Source organism: Clostridium sp. DL-VIII (assembly GCF_000230835.1).
In the GTDB taxonomy this organism is placed as follows: Bacteria; Bacillota; Clostridia; order Clostridiales; family Clostridiaceae; genus Clostridium.
Map to the genome: position 1 here is coordinate 2,867,471 of NZ_CM001240.1, position 14,463 is coordinate 2,881,933.

Sequence of the window (14,463 nt, forward strand, 5' to 3'; positions counted from 1 at the left end):
GTAATATAAGTTGCTATAAAGATGGAGGGAATAAAATGGTAGCAGGTCACCTACAAGAGAAAAAAGGTTATTTTTATATGGTATTAAATTATAAAGATGTAAATGAAAAAAGAAAAACAAAGTGGTTACCAACGGGTCTTTTAATAAAAGGAAATAAAAAAAAAGCAGAAGTAATGCTAATGGATGCAAGAAGAAATTTTAAAGGTGTTTCTGAAATTGAAGATGAAAACATTTTATTTTCAGATTTTATGTTAAGTTGGTTAGAAATGATGAAAAATAATATTGAGGTTACGACATATGCATCATATTCTAATTGTGTTAAAAAGCGTGTAGCACCTTATTTCAAAGAAAAGAAAATTTTATTAAAAGATTTACAACCGAAACACATTCAAATATATTATCAACATGAATTAAATGATAATAAGATTAGTGCTAATACAGTAATTCATTATCATGCTAATATTAGAAAAGCACTACAATATGCTGTGAAGATTGATTTGATAGCATCAAACCCAGCAGATAAGGTTGAAAGACCTAAAAAACAGAAATTTGTTGGCGGTTTTTATGATGGGGAAGAGATAAATAGACTATTTGAAGTGGTGAGAAATAGTAAGATAGAACTTGCAGTTATGTTAGCAGCTTTTTATGGCTTACGAAGAAGTGAGATAGTCGGCTTAAAATGGGATGCAATTGATTTTAATAATAAATCAATTACTATTAAGCACACAGTTACAGAAGTTTCTGTTGAAGGTAAAGTAGTTATAATAGAAAAAGATAGAACTAAAAATAAAGCAAGTCATAGAACATTGCCGTTAGTACCGCAATTTGAAGATTTACTTTTAAAAATAAAAGAACAGCAATATATAAATAGAGAGATATGTAAAAGTTCTTATTGCAATGAATATTTAAAATATATTTACGTAGATGAAATAGGACAACGTATTAAACCAGGATATATTACTCAACATTTTCAAATTGTACTTGCTAAAAATAATTTAAGAAAAATAAGATTTCATGATTTAAGACATAGTTGCGCAAGTTTGCTACTAGCAAATGGTGTAGGGATGAAAGAGATTCAAGAATGGCTTGGTCATAGTGATTTTTCAACAACAGCAAATATTTATGCACATCTTGACTATAGTACCAAAATAGCATCAGCGAATGTAATGGTAAATTGTTTAAGCGATAAAAAGTTCTCTCGTAAAATAGGAGAGAACTTAGAAGAAAATACAGAAAATAAAAAAAGCCATATTACAAGATAAGTCAAGCAATACAGCAATTCACTAACATAAGCTATGGTGCCGCTGGCCGGATTCGAACCGGCACGATATCACTACCAGAGGATTTTGAATCCACCACGTCTGCCAATTCCATCACAGCGGCAAGTAATATTTATTTTTAATTCTCACTTTTTGAACTCAAGATATTGGAGAGAACAATAGGAGAGAACTAACTATTAAATTTTTAAATCTAGCATTCTAAGAATAGCTAAAACACAAAGCTTACAGATAATATACACGCCTAGATTCACATCATGACGAACTCGATTTTGAGTCCACCACGTCTGCCAATTCCATCACAGCGGCATGTAAACTGACAAAAGTTATTGTAGCATGTATAAAAAGAAAAATCAATAGGTATTTATCATTTTTATTTTATTTTGGAAAAACTTATTTAAATTGTCCATTTAGAATATATAAATAAAACATTAGACAGTATTTTATCTAATTAAAGTTAATAAAAGATTTTTATGCATTTATAGCATAAATTTTTAAATAAAGGTTGTTAGGAGACAAATCATTTGCTAGAATAGGAATAGGGAAAAGTGTTCCCAGCGGGCTATTTTATGCCCAGGTACAATTTTAAGACTTAGAAATAAGATTTAATAGTTGTAATTATCTATTAATTAGGGAGGAGCAAAAATATATGATGTATTCAAAAGAAGTTGAAGAAATGTGTGTACTTGCTAAAGGTCCTAATCACGGATCAGCGCCAATTCCTGTAGAAGGAAAATGGGTTCAATCTAAAGAAGTAACTGATATATCAGGTTTAACTCACGGAATAGGTTGGTGTGCACCACAACAAGGAGCTTGTAAATTAACATTAAACGTTAAGGATGGTATCATCCAAGAAGCATTAGTTGAAACAATTGGATGTTCAGGAATGACTCATTCAGCTGCTATGGCTTCAGAAATATTACCAGGAAAGACTATATTAGAAGCATTAAACACAGACTTAGTTTGTGACGCTATAAACACAGCTATGAGAGAATTATTCTTACAAATCGTTTATGGAAGAACTCAAACTGCGTTCTCAGAAGGTGGACTACCTATCGGAGCAGGTCTTGAAGACTTAGGAAAAGGATTAAGATCTCAAGTAGGTACTATGTATGGAACTTTAGCTAAAGGACCAAGATACCTTGAAATGGCAGAAGGATATGTTACTGATGTTGCTGTAGATGAAGATAAAGAAATCATTGGATATAAGTTTGTTAACTTAGGAAAAATGATGGAAAGCATCGCTAAAGGTATGGATGCTAATGAAGCATTAGAAAAAGCTAAAGGTCAATATGGTAGAGTTGCTGACGCTGCTGAATTATTAGACCCAAGACATAAATAATTATTTGTAAAGGAGGAATTTAAAAATGGCATTATTTGAAAGTTATGAAAGAAGAATTAATCAAATCACTCCAGTATTAGAAAAGTACGGAATGAAAACTATGGAAGATGCTAAAGCAGTTTGTGCTGAAGTTGGAGTAGATCCATATACAATTGTTAAGGAAACTCAACCAATCGCATTTGAAAATGCTGGATGGGCATACATTTTAGGTGCTGCTATAGCAATAAAGAAAGGTTGCAAAAAAGCTGCTGATGCTGCTGAAGCAATCGGAGAAGGATTACAAGCATTCTGTATCCCAGGTTCTGTTGCAGATGACAGAAAAGTTGGTTTAGGACACGGAAACTTAGGAGCTATGCTTTTAAGAGAAGAAACTAAATGTTTCGCATTCTTAGCAGGACACGAAAGTTTCGCTGCTGCTGAAGGTGCTATTAAAATAGCTGAAAAAGCTAACAGAGTAAGAAAAGAACCATTAAGAGTTATCTTAAACGGTCTTGGAAAAGATGCTGCATTCATCATTTCAAGAATCAATGGGTTCACATATGTTCAAACTCAATTTGACTACTTCACTGGAGAAGTTAAAGTAGTTAAAGAAAAAGCATACTCAAACGGAGAAAGAGCTAAAGTAAAATGTTACGGTGCTGACGACGTTAGAGAAGGTGTTGCAATCATGCATAGAGAAGGAGTTGACGTATCAATCACTGGTAACTCAACTAACCCAACTAGATTCCAACATCCAGTTGCAGGAACATACAAAAAAGAATGTATCGAACAAGGTAAGAAATACTTCTCAGTAGCATCAGGTGGTGGTACAGGAAGAACTCTTCACCCAGATAACATGGCAGCAGGTCCAGCTTCTTACGGTATGACTGATACTATGGGAAGAATGCACTCAGATGCACAATTCGCAGGATCTTCATCAGTTCCAGCTCACGTTGAAATGATGGGTCTTATCGGAGCAGGTAACAATCCAATGGTTGGTATGACAGTTGCTGTTGCAGTTGCTGTTCAAGAAGCTCTTGCTAAATAGGCAGTTTTAGAGGGTTTTACCTAGTTAGGTAGACGCTTCTAAATACGCATATCTAATAGATTTTAATATCTATAGATGTGCGTATTTTTTTAATGTCTAGGAAAATGTACCTAGGGAGGTTGTAGAATACTTTGATGAGATGGATCAAAGTAATATAGATGAACCGCCTTGTTTTTCATGCGAAAAATGTGGTGGTACTATGAGACCTAAGGAATATAATAGTGTATACGGAAAAAATTATAAGCTATAATTAAGAAAACCATAGGGGAATACTAGTCTCTATGGTTTTTAACTTATACTACTAGGAATTTCTCCGAAGGAGCGTGGCGCAGCCACTTTGTTCTTACAAGAATTACTTTTAAATTATAAATAAAATAATTCCGTCATATTGCACTACTTGTTAAATGTTGTAATAGAAAATTAATGAAGATGTCTAATTTAAGAATTTATATGAAAGTTACTTATATATCTTATAATTTTAAACCTAATATATGTACGACTTTATTAAGAAATAAAACTTGAAGTTAGAAGTCTGTTTAGTTGCTACTAAGATGAAAAGTAATGATTATGAGTATAAGGCGTACATGTATTTTATTCATAGTAGGCAGTAGTTTTTAGTGCTTATCAATAAAATAAAGTCTAATTTTTCAAAATGAATATTTCAGTATGAGGTTAGAGATAAAAGCATTATCTTATTTAAAGAAAGCATGTTATTCATATTCAAGTTTTAAAAGTAGAGTTTATATTTAAGTGTCTATAATTAGTTGGCATTAGGCAAAAAAATAAGAGTAAGCGGAAAACTGTAAATTACTAAATAAAATATAGGGCAATAGTATTAGGGTATACTAGTCGCTATACATTGTATTTAATTTTATATTTAGATATTATAAGTAATTTCTGTAAGAGTTATTATAGACTCATATTAAGAAGTCTTACTCTTCCTAGTATAATACATTATATTAGGATGGGTACGACTTTTGTATAAACATTATGTCTAGATTAACTATTTTTGAGTATGAGGTAATTATTTTGTCCAGTAACATTTAAGCGTACGGACTGAGAAATGAAGTGAGGCAAGAGATATTGTAATTTATTGTGGATATTCTTTACCTTTACGTAAATTAAAAACCTCTTTAATTTCATCAAATAATTGCTCTAATGGTACAACTCTATTTTTGTAGGTACATTTTCTATTATCAGTTTTTATAAAATATGGTTCTTGGGCTTCACCATTAGTAAATGTGAATATTTCTAAAAATCCTTTATGTGGGTTGACTGTAGCGATATTATTCCAATCTTCATGCAATGGATCTTGGATTTTTAAATTATATACCTTTAAATCACTAGAGGATCTATGATAATAAAATTGAGGTTTATGCTACTTTTATATATTTTGTCATACCATATTTAATCAGAAAAGGTATAATTAGTATAGAAGTATTGGATTGCTTTTATAAGTCATCGAATAAGAATATGTACTACTTGAAATAAATGAAAGGTTGAGAATCATATGCGTAAAGAAGATATAGAAATATTAGATCACTTATTAACAACGTATAGTAATGAAGAATTTGCAGCAACTATTGCTGAGTTATGCCATGGAAAGACTAATACAGAAACAAAGAATATTATTCGTTGTTTACAGCACGAAATAGAAGTAAGAGAAAATAATTAATAATTTGGTAATTTCATTACAAGGTATAACAAGTTAAAATTTGTGGAAGATGCACTAATGTAACAATTATTTTTAATAATGGAATATTTAGAATAAATAAAGATAGGGATGATACAAGTGAAAAATAAAATTGATGAAGAATTAATTATTACAACCGACGATACACTTAATATGCTGGATGATATTCTTGAAAAGAGAGATAATGAATGGTGGAATAAATTTTATGCTGATAGGGAAAAGCCAATTCCTTTTTTTAAAAACATTCCTGATGAAAATCTTGTCTCATACTGTATATCCAATATATTGGACAAGGGTAAGGCTTTAGATATTGGGTGTGGAAATGGTCGAAATTCATTATATCTAACCACACAAGGGTTTGATGTAACTGGAATAGATATCTCTAATAATTCAATAGATTGGGCAAATGAATTAGCAGTAGATTATACTAATAGACCTATATTTAAGTGTGAATCATTATTTGATTTTGAAGATGATTCCAAAAGTTTTGATTTTATTAATGATAGTGGATGTTTCCATCACATTAAACCACATAGAAGAGATTACTATTTTAAAACCATTCTAAATTATTTAAAAGACGATGGATGTTTTGCAATGACTTGTTTTGATTTAAATGGTGGAGCAAATATATCAGATTATGATGTATATCGAGATTATTCTATGCATGGTGGAATTGGTTTTTCAGAATATAAATTAAAGAAAATTCTTGAAAATTATTTTGATATAATTGAATTTAGAAAAATGCAGGAGTCTAATAATTCCAATGTATATGGTAAAGAATTTTTATGGGCAACACTTATGAAGAAAAAAAGAAGTTAAATCATAATTTTCTTAATGGGTGTAACAGTTGAAGTTTATAGGTGTTGCACCAATGTAAATTAATGCGGATAATGGAGTTACAAAAATGGAGGATAAAAATGGAAATTAAGCTATTTGAGCAAAAATATAGGGATGATATGATATTTATGATTTTAGAAGCGAAAGACGCTTTAGGAAGAATACCGCGATTAAACAATGATTTGCTTGATATTATTGCTAATTATTTTTCTACTGGTAACATGTTTTGGATAGCAATTGATGATGAGAACAGAGTTATAGGAACAATTGGAACAAAAATCATTTCAGAAAATGAAATGTGGTTAAAGAGGCTCTTTGTTAAATCTACAATAAAAAGGCAAGGAATAGGCAAGAAACTTTATAATAAGTCAGAAGAGTTTGCTAAACATAAAGGTATTGATACGATATACACGAAATTTTCATCTGGTTATGTTGAAGCACAAAGATTTTATCCAGCAATGGGTTTTAAAGAAATAGCCCCTTATGAAATGGTTAAACATTTATAATAAATATTACTACACAAATTTCTTATAAAACGTAACATTAAATTAAGATGGAAAATGAGATTATTTAAACTTAATGGGGGGGAAAAATGTTAAAACATACAGGAACTATTCAAATAGAATCAGAACGATTAATACTTCGTAAATTTGTATATAGTGATATTCCACATATGCTAAAAAATTGGATTGCAAATCCTGCTGTACAAAACGAATATGGTGAACCAGCGTATAAAACTGTTGATGATGTTCATGAATTATTAAGTAAATGGATTGTGAATTATAATAATAATGACTTCTATAGATGGGCTATAATACTTAAAGAGAATGATGAAAACATAGGTCAAATTGCATTTTGTAAAGTATACACTGAAATTGAAACCGTAGAAATCGAGTATTGTATTGGTGAAAATTATACAGGAAAAGGTTATGCTACAGAGGCATTAAATGAAGTTATTGATTTTTCATTTAAAAAGCCAAAATTTCATAAGTTAGAAGCGTTTCAAATGAAAGAGGATACAATATGGAGAGTTATGTAAATATTTTAGGAATAAATTTCTCAAAACTAAATTTGAAGGAAACAGTTAAATTAATTGATACTAAAGTATCAGAAGATAACAATAAAATATTTCATCTTATCACAGTAAACCCAGAAATTGCAGTTCAGATTCAGGATGATCCAGAATTGAAAAAAATATCACTTGAAGCAGATATAATAACTCCAGATGGAGTAGGTATTGTTTTTGCATCAAGATTAAAAAGAAATCCAGTGCAAGAAAGAGTTACAGGTTATGATTTGTTTTTGGAATGTTTAGAGGTTGGAAATCAGAAAGGCTGGTCATTTTATTTGTTAGGATCAGACGAAGAAGTAAATAGTAAAGCAGCAGAATATATAATTGAAAATTACTCCAATATTAAAATTGCTGGTAGAAATAATGGTTATTTTAAAAATGAAGAGGAAGATAAAATTGTTCACGACATAAATGATTCAAAACCTGATATTCTTATAGTTGCGTTAGGATCTCCACTTGCTGATAAATGGATTTATAAACATAAAAGTGAACTTAATACAAAAGTTGTTTTTGGTGTAGGAGGAACTCTTGATGTAATTACAGGAAAAGTTAAACCCACACCGCAAATTTGGAAAAAATTAAATTTAGAATGGTTACATAGAAGAATAACTCAACCGTCAAGAAAAGAACGACAAAAAAAGTTGAAAGTTTTTGCATATAGAGCAGTTGTTGAAACAATTTGTAAGAATACAAATTAGTATAGTTAAATATTGTAGATTGGAATTAAAGGAAAATGAAGATGGAGAAGGTATTATTTTGGGATTTTCAGGATACATTAGCAAGTAATAATTTTATGTTTAGTAAAGCACTATATAAGGTGTTAAAAAATTATGAACCAAATACTGATATTGTTCTTGATGATTTTAAAAAGAAAAAAATTATTGGATTTCCTTGGCAAGATCATAAGAAAGAATATTTGCATTTAACAAAGGGAAATAGTTGGTGGAAACATGCGGAAAATATATTCATAGATGTATATAAAGAATTTAAAATTACTGAAGATAAGGCAATACTTTTGGCTAGAAATGTTAGAGAAGAATTGATAAAGGCAACTGAATTTACCCTATTTGATGATACTATAGAAATACTGGATTATTACAAAGAAAGAGGTTTTACTAATATTATATTATCTAATCATATTCCAGAACTTGAGGATATAGTTAGAGAATTAGGGTTATCAGAATATATAACTTACTGTATTTCATCTGCAAATGTGGGATATGAAAAGCCTAATCCTAAAATATATAAATATGCTTTAGAAAAATTACATAATCATTCAGAAATATGGATGATAGGTGATAGCATTATTGCAGATGTAAAAGGTGCTGAAAGTGTAGGAATAAAGGGGGTTCTTGTAAGAAGTAAAAATGATAACAACGTAAAGTATTACTCTAGTGATCTACGAGGTCTAAAAGAAATCATTATTTAAACTAAAATTATAACAATATGAAGATTGGTTGGTTAAATGATAGGAGGCTGATATTATAGGTAAAGTAGTTATTGTAAAAAATTGTGTTCATTTTATTCATACAGATAAAGTTGGAGAGTATATACAACACGTATTATCATTTATTAATGATTCAAGCAAAGAATATAAAGTGTGAGGTTGTAATGATGATTATATATTTAGTGAGACATGGGAAAGATGATGACTATTATCTATTATAAAAATGGAGAATTAACGGATCATAGTTTAGAATTCATACAAATAATTAAATTTTTTAAGATTAATGTTAATTTTATATTAGATATATATTAATAAAAGGATTTTGGAGGAAATAAAATTGAAAAGAGATGAATTATGTAAATCAATTTATGAAGTAGCACATTTAAATGGAACTTTTAAGTTAAGGTCAGGACAAATTTCAAATGAATATTTTGATAAATATTTATTTGAGTCAAATCCAGTAATTTTAAGAGAAATTGCTAAACATTTAGTAGAACAAGTGCCGGAAGGTACAGAGATTTTGGCAGGTTTAGAGATGGGAGGAATTCCAATAGCAACAGCACTATCAATTGAAACAGGAATTCCAGTAGTATTTGTAAGGAAAAAAGCCAAAGAATATGGTACGTGTAAGTTAGCAGAGGGAACCGACTTTAGGAATAAAAAAGTATGCATTATAGAGGATGTTGTAACAACAGGTGGACAAATTTTATTAAGTGCAGAGGATTTAAGAGGTTTTGGAGCAAAATTAGAAAATGTATTATGTGTTATAGAGAGAAATCCAGAAGGAAGGAAAAAATTAAGAGAATCAGGTTTAGAATTAAAAGCACTTTTTACAATGGCTGAATTAAAGGAACATGAATAATTCATCATAATATTAAATTAATAGGTGAATGCATTCAAAATAAATAGTAATATGCTAAGGGTAAAGAATTTTCTTTGGATCTTGAACATAAAATAAATGAAAAGAAAGCAGCATATGACAGGGAACAAGCGTATAATCCTAATTATACTGATTTCATAAGATTTATATCTAAATTAGATAAAGGGGTATACCCAAAAAATGGATTGTGAGCAAATAGGTTTTTCAAATTCAAAGAATTTATCTAAAAGTATATTAAAAAAAGAAACTGCAATGAAATACTTGGCAGGAGCAAATATAGATGCTGGAAGTCAATCAATAATAGTTAGTTAAGTAAAATTAAGCAGTATTGGTACTAATACTGTCAATACTGTTTTTTTAGTTATAAATAAACTAATACTGTCATATTGCACTACTCGTTAAAGTATGTAACGGAAAAAATTAATGAAGATATATATTTAAGGATTCCATTTGAGTTAGTTAATTATTACTAGATGAAAGTCAATGCTTAGTAGTAGGTGTAAATATCTTTTACTCATAATTCTCATGCAAAGGATACTGAATTTTCAAGGTATATACCTTTCTTTAGACTACTGGTAGATTTATAACAATTTTAAAAAATAGGGAAACAAGGAATGTCATAAGAATTAATCATATAATGAAGTAATTGTATCATTTGTGCAGTATTTACGCTTGTTTTAGCAATTTCTTTATAATCAGGGCAACTTAAAAAATATTGAAACTTATCATTTATTTAACTCATGTAATCCTCCTAAAATTTATTGCTATTATCTTATAGTATATTACAAATTGGAACTAAAAATATACGATTTAAAGATAGTAGATAATAAAATGTCAAGAACAAAATTATGGGAGTTTATACTGTTTTTATTTAATTTCTCGATGACATATTTAATTAAAAAAGGTATAATTTAGTACAAGATTGTTAGTTCAAAGATGCTTAAAAAACGTTATATTCTTATAGGAGGCAGGGGAGGGTGTTATGGATAGTAATTATATTAAAGAGATGGCATATTTGTTAGGAGCAGATGTATGTGGAATTGGAAGTATAAAAAGATTTAATGATGCTCCAAAGGGATTCCATCCATTAGATGTTTATTCTGAAACAAAATCAGTGATAGTATTTGGAAAGCAATTTTCAGCAAGTTTATTTGAAGCCAATACAAATGTTCCTTATACATTTATTAAAAATAAATCGGCTAGTTTGCTAGATGATATTGCTATTAAACTTACTGATACAATTGAATCAGTAGGTTATAAGGCAATACCTATTCCAGCAGATGAACCTTATGAATATTGGGATTCAGCAAATAAACATGGCAGAGGAATATTATCATTAAAACATTTGGCTAAGTTATCTGGTATTGGATGGATAGGGAAGAATACTTTATTAATAAACAAGAAATATGGAAATCGTCTCTATCTTGGAGCAGTAATGACTAATGCAGAATTAATAGAAGATGAATTAGTAAGTAATTTATGCCCAGAAAACTGTAATATTTGTCTAGACTCATGTCCTCAATCTGCGTTAGATGGGATTACAGTAAATCAAAAGAAATGTAGAGAATTATGCTGTTATGTAACTGATGGTGGAGGATTTGTATATGGATGTAATATATGTAGAAAAGTATGTCCATTTGCTAATACATAGTTAATCTTAAATTGTGCCATACCAGCAAGTTATTTTAATTCTTTCAAAAGAACTGATTAAGATTAGTAAAAACATAACCTTTTTAGGTGAAATACCAAAAATGAATGACTTTGAAAAGAGAAAACCTATTGGAAAGCAAATGAATGACAAAGTTCTTGGGGATGATTTTGTATTTGATGATACTGCACTTGTATATAAAAGTGACAATGGTATTTATATTATAGCAGGATGTTCTCAGTAAATTAAGGTAAAGTATAGATTATTTTAATAATATAAAGGGGTGTAGAATGAAGCATTTAGGTACAAAAGAGTTAGAAACTAATAGACTGAAATTACGTAAGTTTGAATTGTCTGATGCAGAAGCGATGTTTAAGAACTGGGCCAGTGATTCAGAAGTAACGAAATATTTAATGTGGCCTTCTCATAAGAATGTAAGTGTATCAGAATCCATACTAAAGGAATGGATTACACAATATGAGGATGATACCTTCTATCAATGGGCCATTGTATTAAAATCAAATGGAAATGAGCCAATTGGAAGTATAAGTATTGTTAGAATAGATGAACGTATTAATATGGTTCATGTTGGTTATTGCATTGGGAAAAAGTGGTGGCATCAAGGAATAACCTCGGAAGCACTTACGTCTTTAATTAGTTTCTTCTTTAAAGAAGTTAAGGTAAATCGCATTGAAGCGAGACACGATACTAGAAATCTTAATTCAGGAAAAGTTATGAAGAAATGTGGATTGATTTATGAGGGAACTATAAAACATGGAGATTGGAATAACCAAGGCATTTGTGATTATTCAATGTACGGACTTATTGCGGAAGATTACAAAGAGTAAGAATGCAATCTTAATATAAATTTTTATATAAGCGTGTCACAACAGTAAGTTATAACTTACTAATCATGAAAATTTTAAGGAGTTAAATATGTTAGAATACAATGATAGAGCAGGTATACCAACTATTAAAGAGGCAGAAGCATTTTTGCGTGAGGCTGGAGAATTAAATCCAGGGCCTTGGGTACAACATTCTATGTATGCCAGTAAAGCAGCACAAATGATAGCAGAAAATTGTGAGGGATTAGACCCACATATTGCATCAATACTTGGAATGCTTCATGATATAGGCAGAAGATTTGGAATAACTGATATGAGGCATATTTTAGATGGATATAATTTTTTAATGGAAAAAGGATTTTATCGGGTGGCTAAGGTATGTATTACTCATTCCTTTGATTATAAAGATATAAAATCTGCTTTTGGAAAGTGGGATTGCACTAAGGAAGAGTACGAATTTGTAAAACAGTATTTAGAAAGCACTGAATATGATGATTATGATAGGCTTATTCAGTTATGTGATTCTCTAGCATTTATTGATGGCTACTGCCTTATAGAGAAAAGGATGATAGACGTAGCGCTAAGACATGGAATAAATGAATATACTACACTAAAATGGAAGGCAACATTTGAAATAAAAGAGTATTTTGAATTAAAGATGGGCAAATCATTATACAGTGTACTTCCAGGGGTGGTTGAGAATACTTTTGGATTATAGATGTGTTCTAGATTATTTTTACGTAATCTTCTTTTAGTATGAAAAAATTATTTTAATTTTAATCATTTAGAAATGGAGTAAGTGGGCTATATTGAAAATTGATAGATTACTAGGGATTTTAAATGTTCTTGCCAACGCAGATAGAATTACAATACAAGAGTTAGCAGAAAGATTTGAAGTCTCCAAACGTACAATTTTTCGGGATCTGGATACTATAAACGAGTCGGGAGTTCCAATCGTTACATATTCAGGAATTGGTGGCGGAGTAGCAATCATTGATGGATATAAAATAAAAAATAATATTCTTTCTAAGAATGATATAAAAAATGTTTTTATTGGTCTTAATGGTCTGAAGAGTATTGATGAAAGTGATGATTTAACAAATCTGATGGCTAAACTAATTCCAGAAGAGATAAGTACAGTATTTTCAGAAAGTGATTATGTGATTGATTTGTCCTCGTGGTTTAAGGATAGTATTACACAAGAAAAGGTAGCCGTTTTGCATAAGGCAATCAAGAATAGAAATTGTATTAATATAGAATATATTTCTAAAAGTTCACATTCATCAAGAATAGTTGAGCCTCATAAACTTGTTTTTAAGCAATCATACTGGTATTTATATGCTTTTTGTGAGGATAGGCAGGAGTTTCGTTTGTTTAAAATCAATCGAATTGTTAATTTAAAAATTATGAATGAAAGTTTCAATTGTAAGGAAGTTGAAAGAATAGATTTTAGAAACGATTTTAGTTCTGGTTTGTTTTCATCACAAGACCTAACATCATTGTTTGAAGTTATACTAGAATATGATGCTCTTAATGAATTCTTTTTAACAGATAGGATAGATGCTAAATTTTTTCATAGGAGCAGTTCAGAAGAAAAGGGACAGATTATATTTTCTAATTCTGATTTAGAGTGGACTACTAATTTAGTTTTTAGTCTGCAAGATAAAGTTAAAGTTATAGCACCAGTTGAACTAAAAGAAGCAATAAAAATAAGAATAAAAAGAATTCATGAACTTTATAAAGATGACATATAGGTGTCATCTTTTTCGTTATACAATAATTTAAGAAAGGAAGTGCTGCAATGAAAAAAGAAATACTTGTATTCATTTTTGATGGATATGCAGATTGGGAAAGTGCTTATATTTGTTCAGAACTCAATTCACCAGAAGGGGATTATATTGTAAAAACTATAAGTGTTGATAAAGAACCCAAATTTTCTATGGGAGGCTTTAGAATCATACCTGATTATTCCGTAACTGATTACCCAAGAAATTTTGCGATGTTACTTTTGAATGGGGGATATGCTTGGATGAAACAGAAAAACAATGCCATTAAGCCAGTAGTTGAGTATGCTGTCAAAAATAATATTCTAGTAGCAGCAATCTGCAATGCTACTAATTTTATGGCGGAGAATGGATATTTGGATAATATCAAACATTCAGGTAACACTTTAGAGTTTATGAAGTCACAATCGTCTCACTACAATGGCGATTGCAATTTTATTGAAAAACAAGCAGTTTGTGATTCTAATATTATAACTGCAAATGGTACGGCTTCTTTAGAATTCGCTAGGGAAATTATGTTGTATTTGAATGTTAAGCCAGCAGAAAAAATTGATGAATGGTATAAATTTAACAAGTTAGGTTTATATCAGCATTAATCAATACATTTATAT

The 14,463-nt window shown here is 29.8% G+C and carries 18 protein-coding genes, 1 tRNA gene and 1 pseudogene; 18 read left to right on the plus strand and 2 right to left on the minus strand.

Features of this window, described 5'->3' with window-relative positions; all coding sequences use genetic code 11:
• Positions 1-35: 35 nt before the first annotated feature.
• Positions 36-1,262, plus strand: a complete 1,227-nt coding sequence (locus CDLVIII_RS13075; RefSeq protein WP_009169909.1) for a site-specific integrase — start codon at positions 36-38, stop codon at positions 1,260-1,262.
• A 34-nt stretch (positions 1,263-1,296) separates the two neighbouring features.
• Here CDLVIII_RS13075 and CDLVIII_RS13080 read toward each other — a convergent pair.
• A tRNA-Leu gene (locus CDLVIII_RS13080) sits at positions 1,297-1,383 on the minus strand.
• 543 nt (positions 1,384-1,926) lie between these two features.
• Between CDLVIII_RS13080 and CDLVIII_RS13085 the strand changes: the two genes are divergently transcribed.
• Positions 1,927-2,619, plus strand: coding sequence for a nitrogen-fixing protein NifU (locus CDLVIII_RS13085; protein ID WP_009169910.1), 693 nt, complete (start codon positions 1,927-1,929; stop codon positions 2,617-2,619).
• A gap of 25 nt (positions 2,620-2,644) precedes the next feature.
• Positions 2,645-3,646, plus strand: a complete 1,002-nt coding sequence (locus CDLVIII_RS13090; protein WP_009169911.1) for a GGGtGRT protein — start codon at positions 2,645-2,647, stop codon at positions 3,644-3,646.
• 1,090 nt (positions 3,647-4,736) lie between these two features.
• Here the strand turns inward: CDLVIII_RS13090 and CDLVIII_RS13095 are convergent.
• The gene (locus CDLVIII_RS13095) at positions 4,737-4,952 is read right to left on the minus strand and encodes a hypothetical protein (protein WP_035301776.1); all 216 of its coding nucleotides are present in this window, start codon (positions 4,950-4,952) and stop codon (positions 4,737-4,739) included.
• A 204-nt stretch (positions 4,953-5,156) separates the two neighbouring features.
• On the opposite strand from CDLVIII_RS13095, the gene CDLVIII_RS31275 reads away from it, so the two are divergent.
• From CDLVIII_RS31275 to CDLVIII_RS13150, 15 genes and pseudogenes are all read left to right on the plus strand, one after another.
• Positions 5,157-5,321: a hypothetical protein gene (locus CDLVIII_RS31275; protein WP_009169912.1), complete on the plus strand. Its 165-nt coding sequence runs from the start codon at positions 5,157-5,159 to the stop codon at positions 5,319-5,321.
• A gap of 117 nt (positions 5,322-5,438) precedes the next feature.
• Positions 5,439-6,158, plus strand: coding sequence for a class I SAM-dependent methyltransferase (locus CDLVIII_RS13100; protein ID WP_009169913.1), 720 nt, complete (start codon positions 5,439-5,441; stop codon positions 6,156-6,158).
• A gap of 98 nt (positions 6,159-6,256) precedes the next feature.
• Positions 6,257-6,682, plus strand: coding sequence for a GNAT family N-acetyltransferase (locus CDLVIII_RS13105; protein WP_009169914.1), 426 nt, complete (start codon positions 6,257-6,259; stop codon positions 6,680-6,682).
• Between the two features lie 86 nt (positions 6,683-6,768).
• Positions 6,769-7,215 (plus strand): GNAT family N-acetyltransferase, encoded by a 447-nt coding sequence (locus CDLVIII_RS13110; RefSeq protein ID WP_009169915.1) that lies wholly within the window; start codon positions 6,769-6,771, stop codon positions 7,213-7,215.
• Complete coding sequence (locus tag CDLVIII_RS13115) at positions 7,200-7,946, plus strand: WecB/TagA/CpsF family glycosyltransferase (protein WP_009169916.1); 747 nt, start codon at positions 7,200-7,202, stop codon at positions 7,944-7,946. The genes CDLVIII_RS13110 and CDLVIII_RS13115 overlap by 16 nt, the downstream gene beginning before the upstream one ends.
• Positions 7,947-7,987: 41 nt before the next feature.
• On the plus strand, positions 7,988-8,677 hold the full coding sequence (locus CDLVIII_RS13120; RefSeq protein ID WP_009169917.1) for an HAD-IA family hydrolase: 690 nt from the start codon (positions 7,988-7,990) through the stop codon (positions 8,675-8,677).
• 355 nt (positions 8,678-9,032) lie between these two features.
• Entirely contained in the window at positions 9,033-9,557 is a 525-nt protein-coding gene (gene pyrE / locus CDLVIII_RS13125; RefSeq protein ID WP_009169918.1) for an orotate phosphoribosyltransferase, read from the plus strand.
• A 74-nt stretch (positions 9,558-9,631) separates the two neighbouring features.
• Positions 9,632-9,766, plus strand: coding sequence for a hypothetical protein (locus tag CDLVIII_RS32545; protein WP_278245921.1), 135 nt, complete (start codon positions 9,632-9,634; stop codon positions 9,764-9,766).
• Complete coding sequence (locus CDLVIII_RS32550) at positions 9,756-9,887, plus strand: hypothetical protein (protein ID WP_278245922.1); 132 nt, start codon at positions 9,756-9,758, stop codon at positions 9,885-9,887. Before CDLVIII_RS32545 ends, CDLVIII_RS32550 begins: the two co-directional genes overlap by 11 nt.
• Positions 9,888-10,557: 670 nt before the next feature.
• Entirely contained in the window at positions 10,558-11,226 is a 669-nt protein-coding gene (locus CDLVIII_RS13130) for an epoxyqueuosine reductase (RefSeq protein WP_009169919.1), read from the plus strand.
• A gap of 22 nt (positions 11,227-11,248) precedes the next feature.
• Positions 11,249-11,461 (plus strand): annotated as a pseudogene (locus tag CDLVIII_RS32010) (MBL fold metallo-hydrolase); the annotation flags it as partial.
• A 52-nt stretch (positions 11,462-11,513) separates the two neighbouring features.
• A complete protein-coding gene (locus CDLVIII_RS13135) occupies positions 11,514-12,071 on the plus strand; it encodes a GNAT family N-acetyltransferase (RefSeq protein ID WP_009169920.1) in 558 nt (185 codons plus the stop codon).
• 88 nt (positions 12,072-12,159) lie between these two features.
• Positions 12,160-12,786 (plus strand): HD domain-containing protein, encoded by a 627-nt coding sequence (locus CDLVIII_RS13140; RefSeq protein WP_009169921.1) that lies wholly within the window; start codon positions 12,160-12,162, stop codon positions 12,784-12,786.
• A 91-nt stretch (positions 12,787-12,877) separates the two neighbouring features.
• Positions 12,878-13,822 (plus strand): YafY family protein, encoded by a 945-nt coding sequence (locus CDLVIII_RS13145; protein ID WP_009169922.1) that lies wholly within the window; start codon positions 12,878-12,880, stop codon positions 13,820-13,822.
• A gap of 47 nt (positions 13,823-13,869) precedes the next feature.
• On the plus strand, positions 13,870-14,448 hold the full coding sequence (locus tag CDLVIII_RS13150; protein ID WP_009169923.1) for a type 1 glutamine amidotransferase family protein: 579 nt from the start codon (positions 13,870-13,872) through the stop codon (positions 14,446-14,448).
• Positions 14,449-14,463 lie beyond the last annotated feature (15 nt).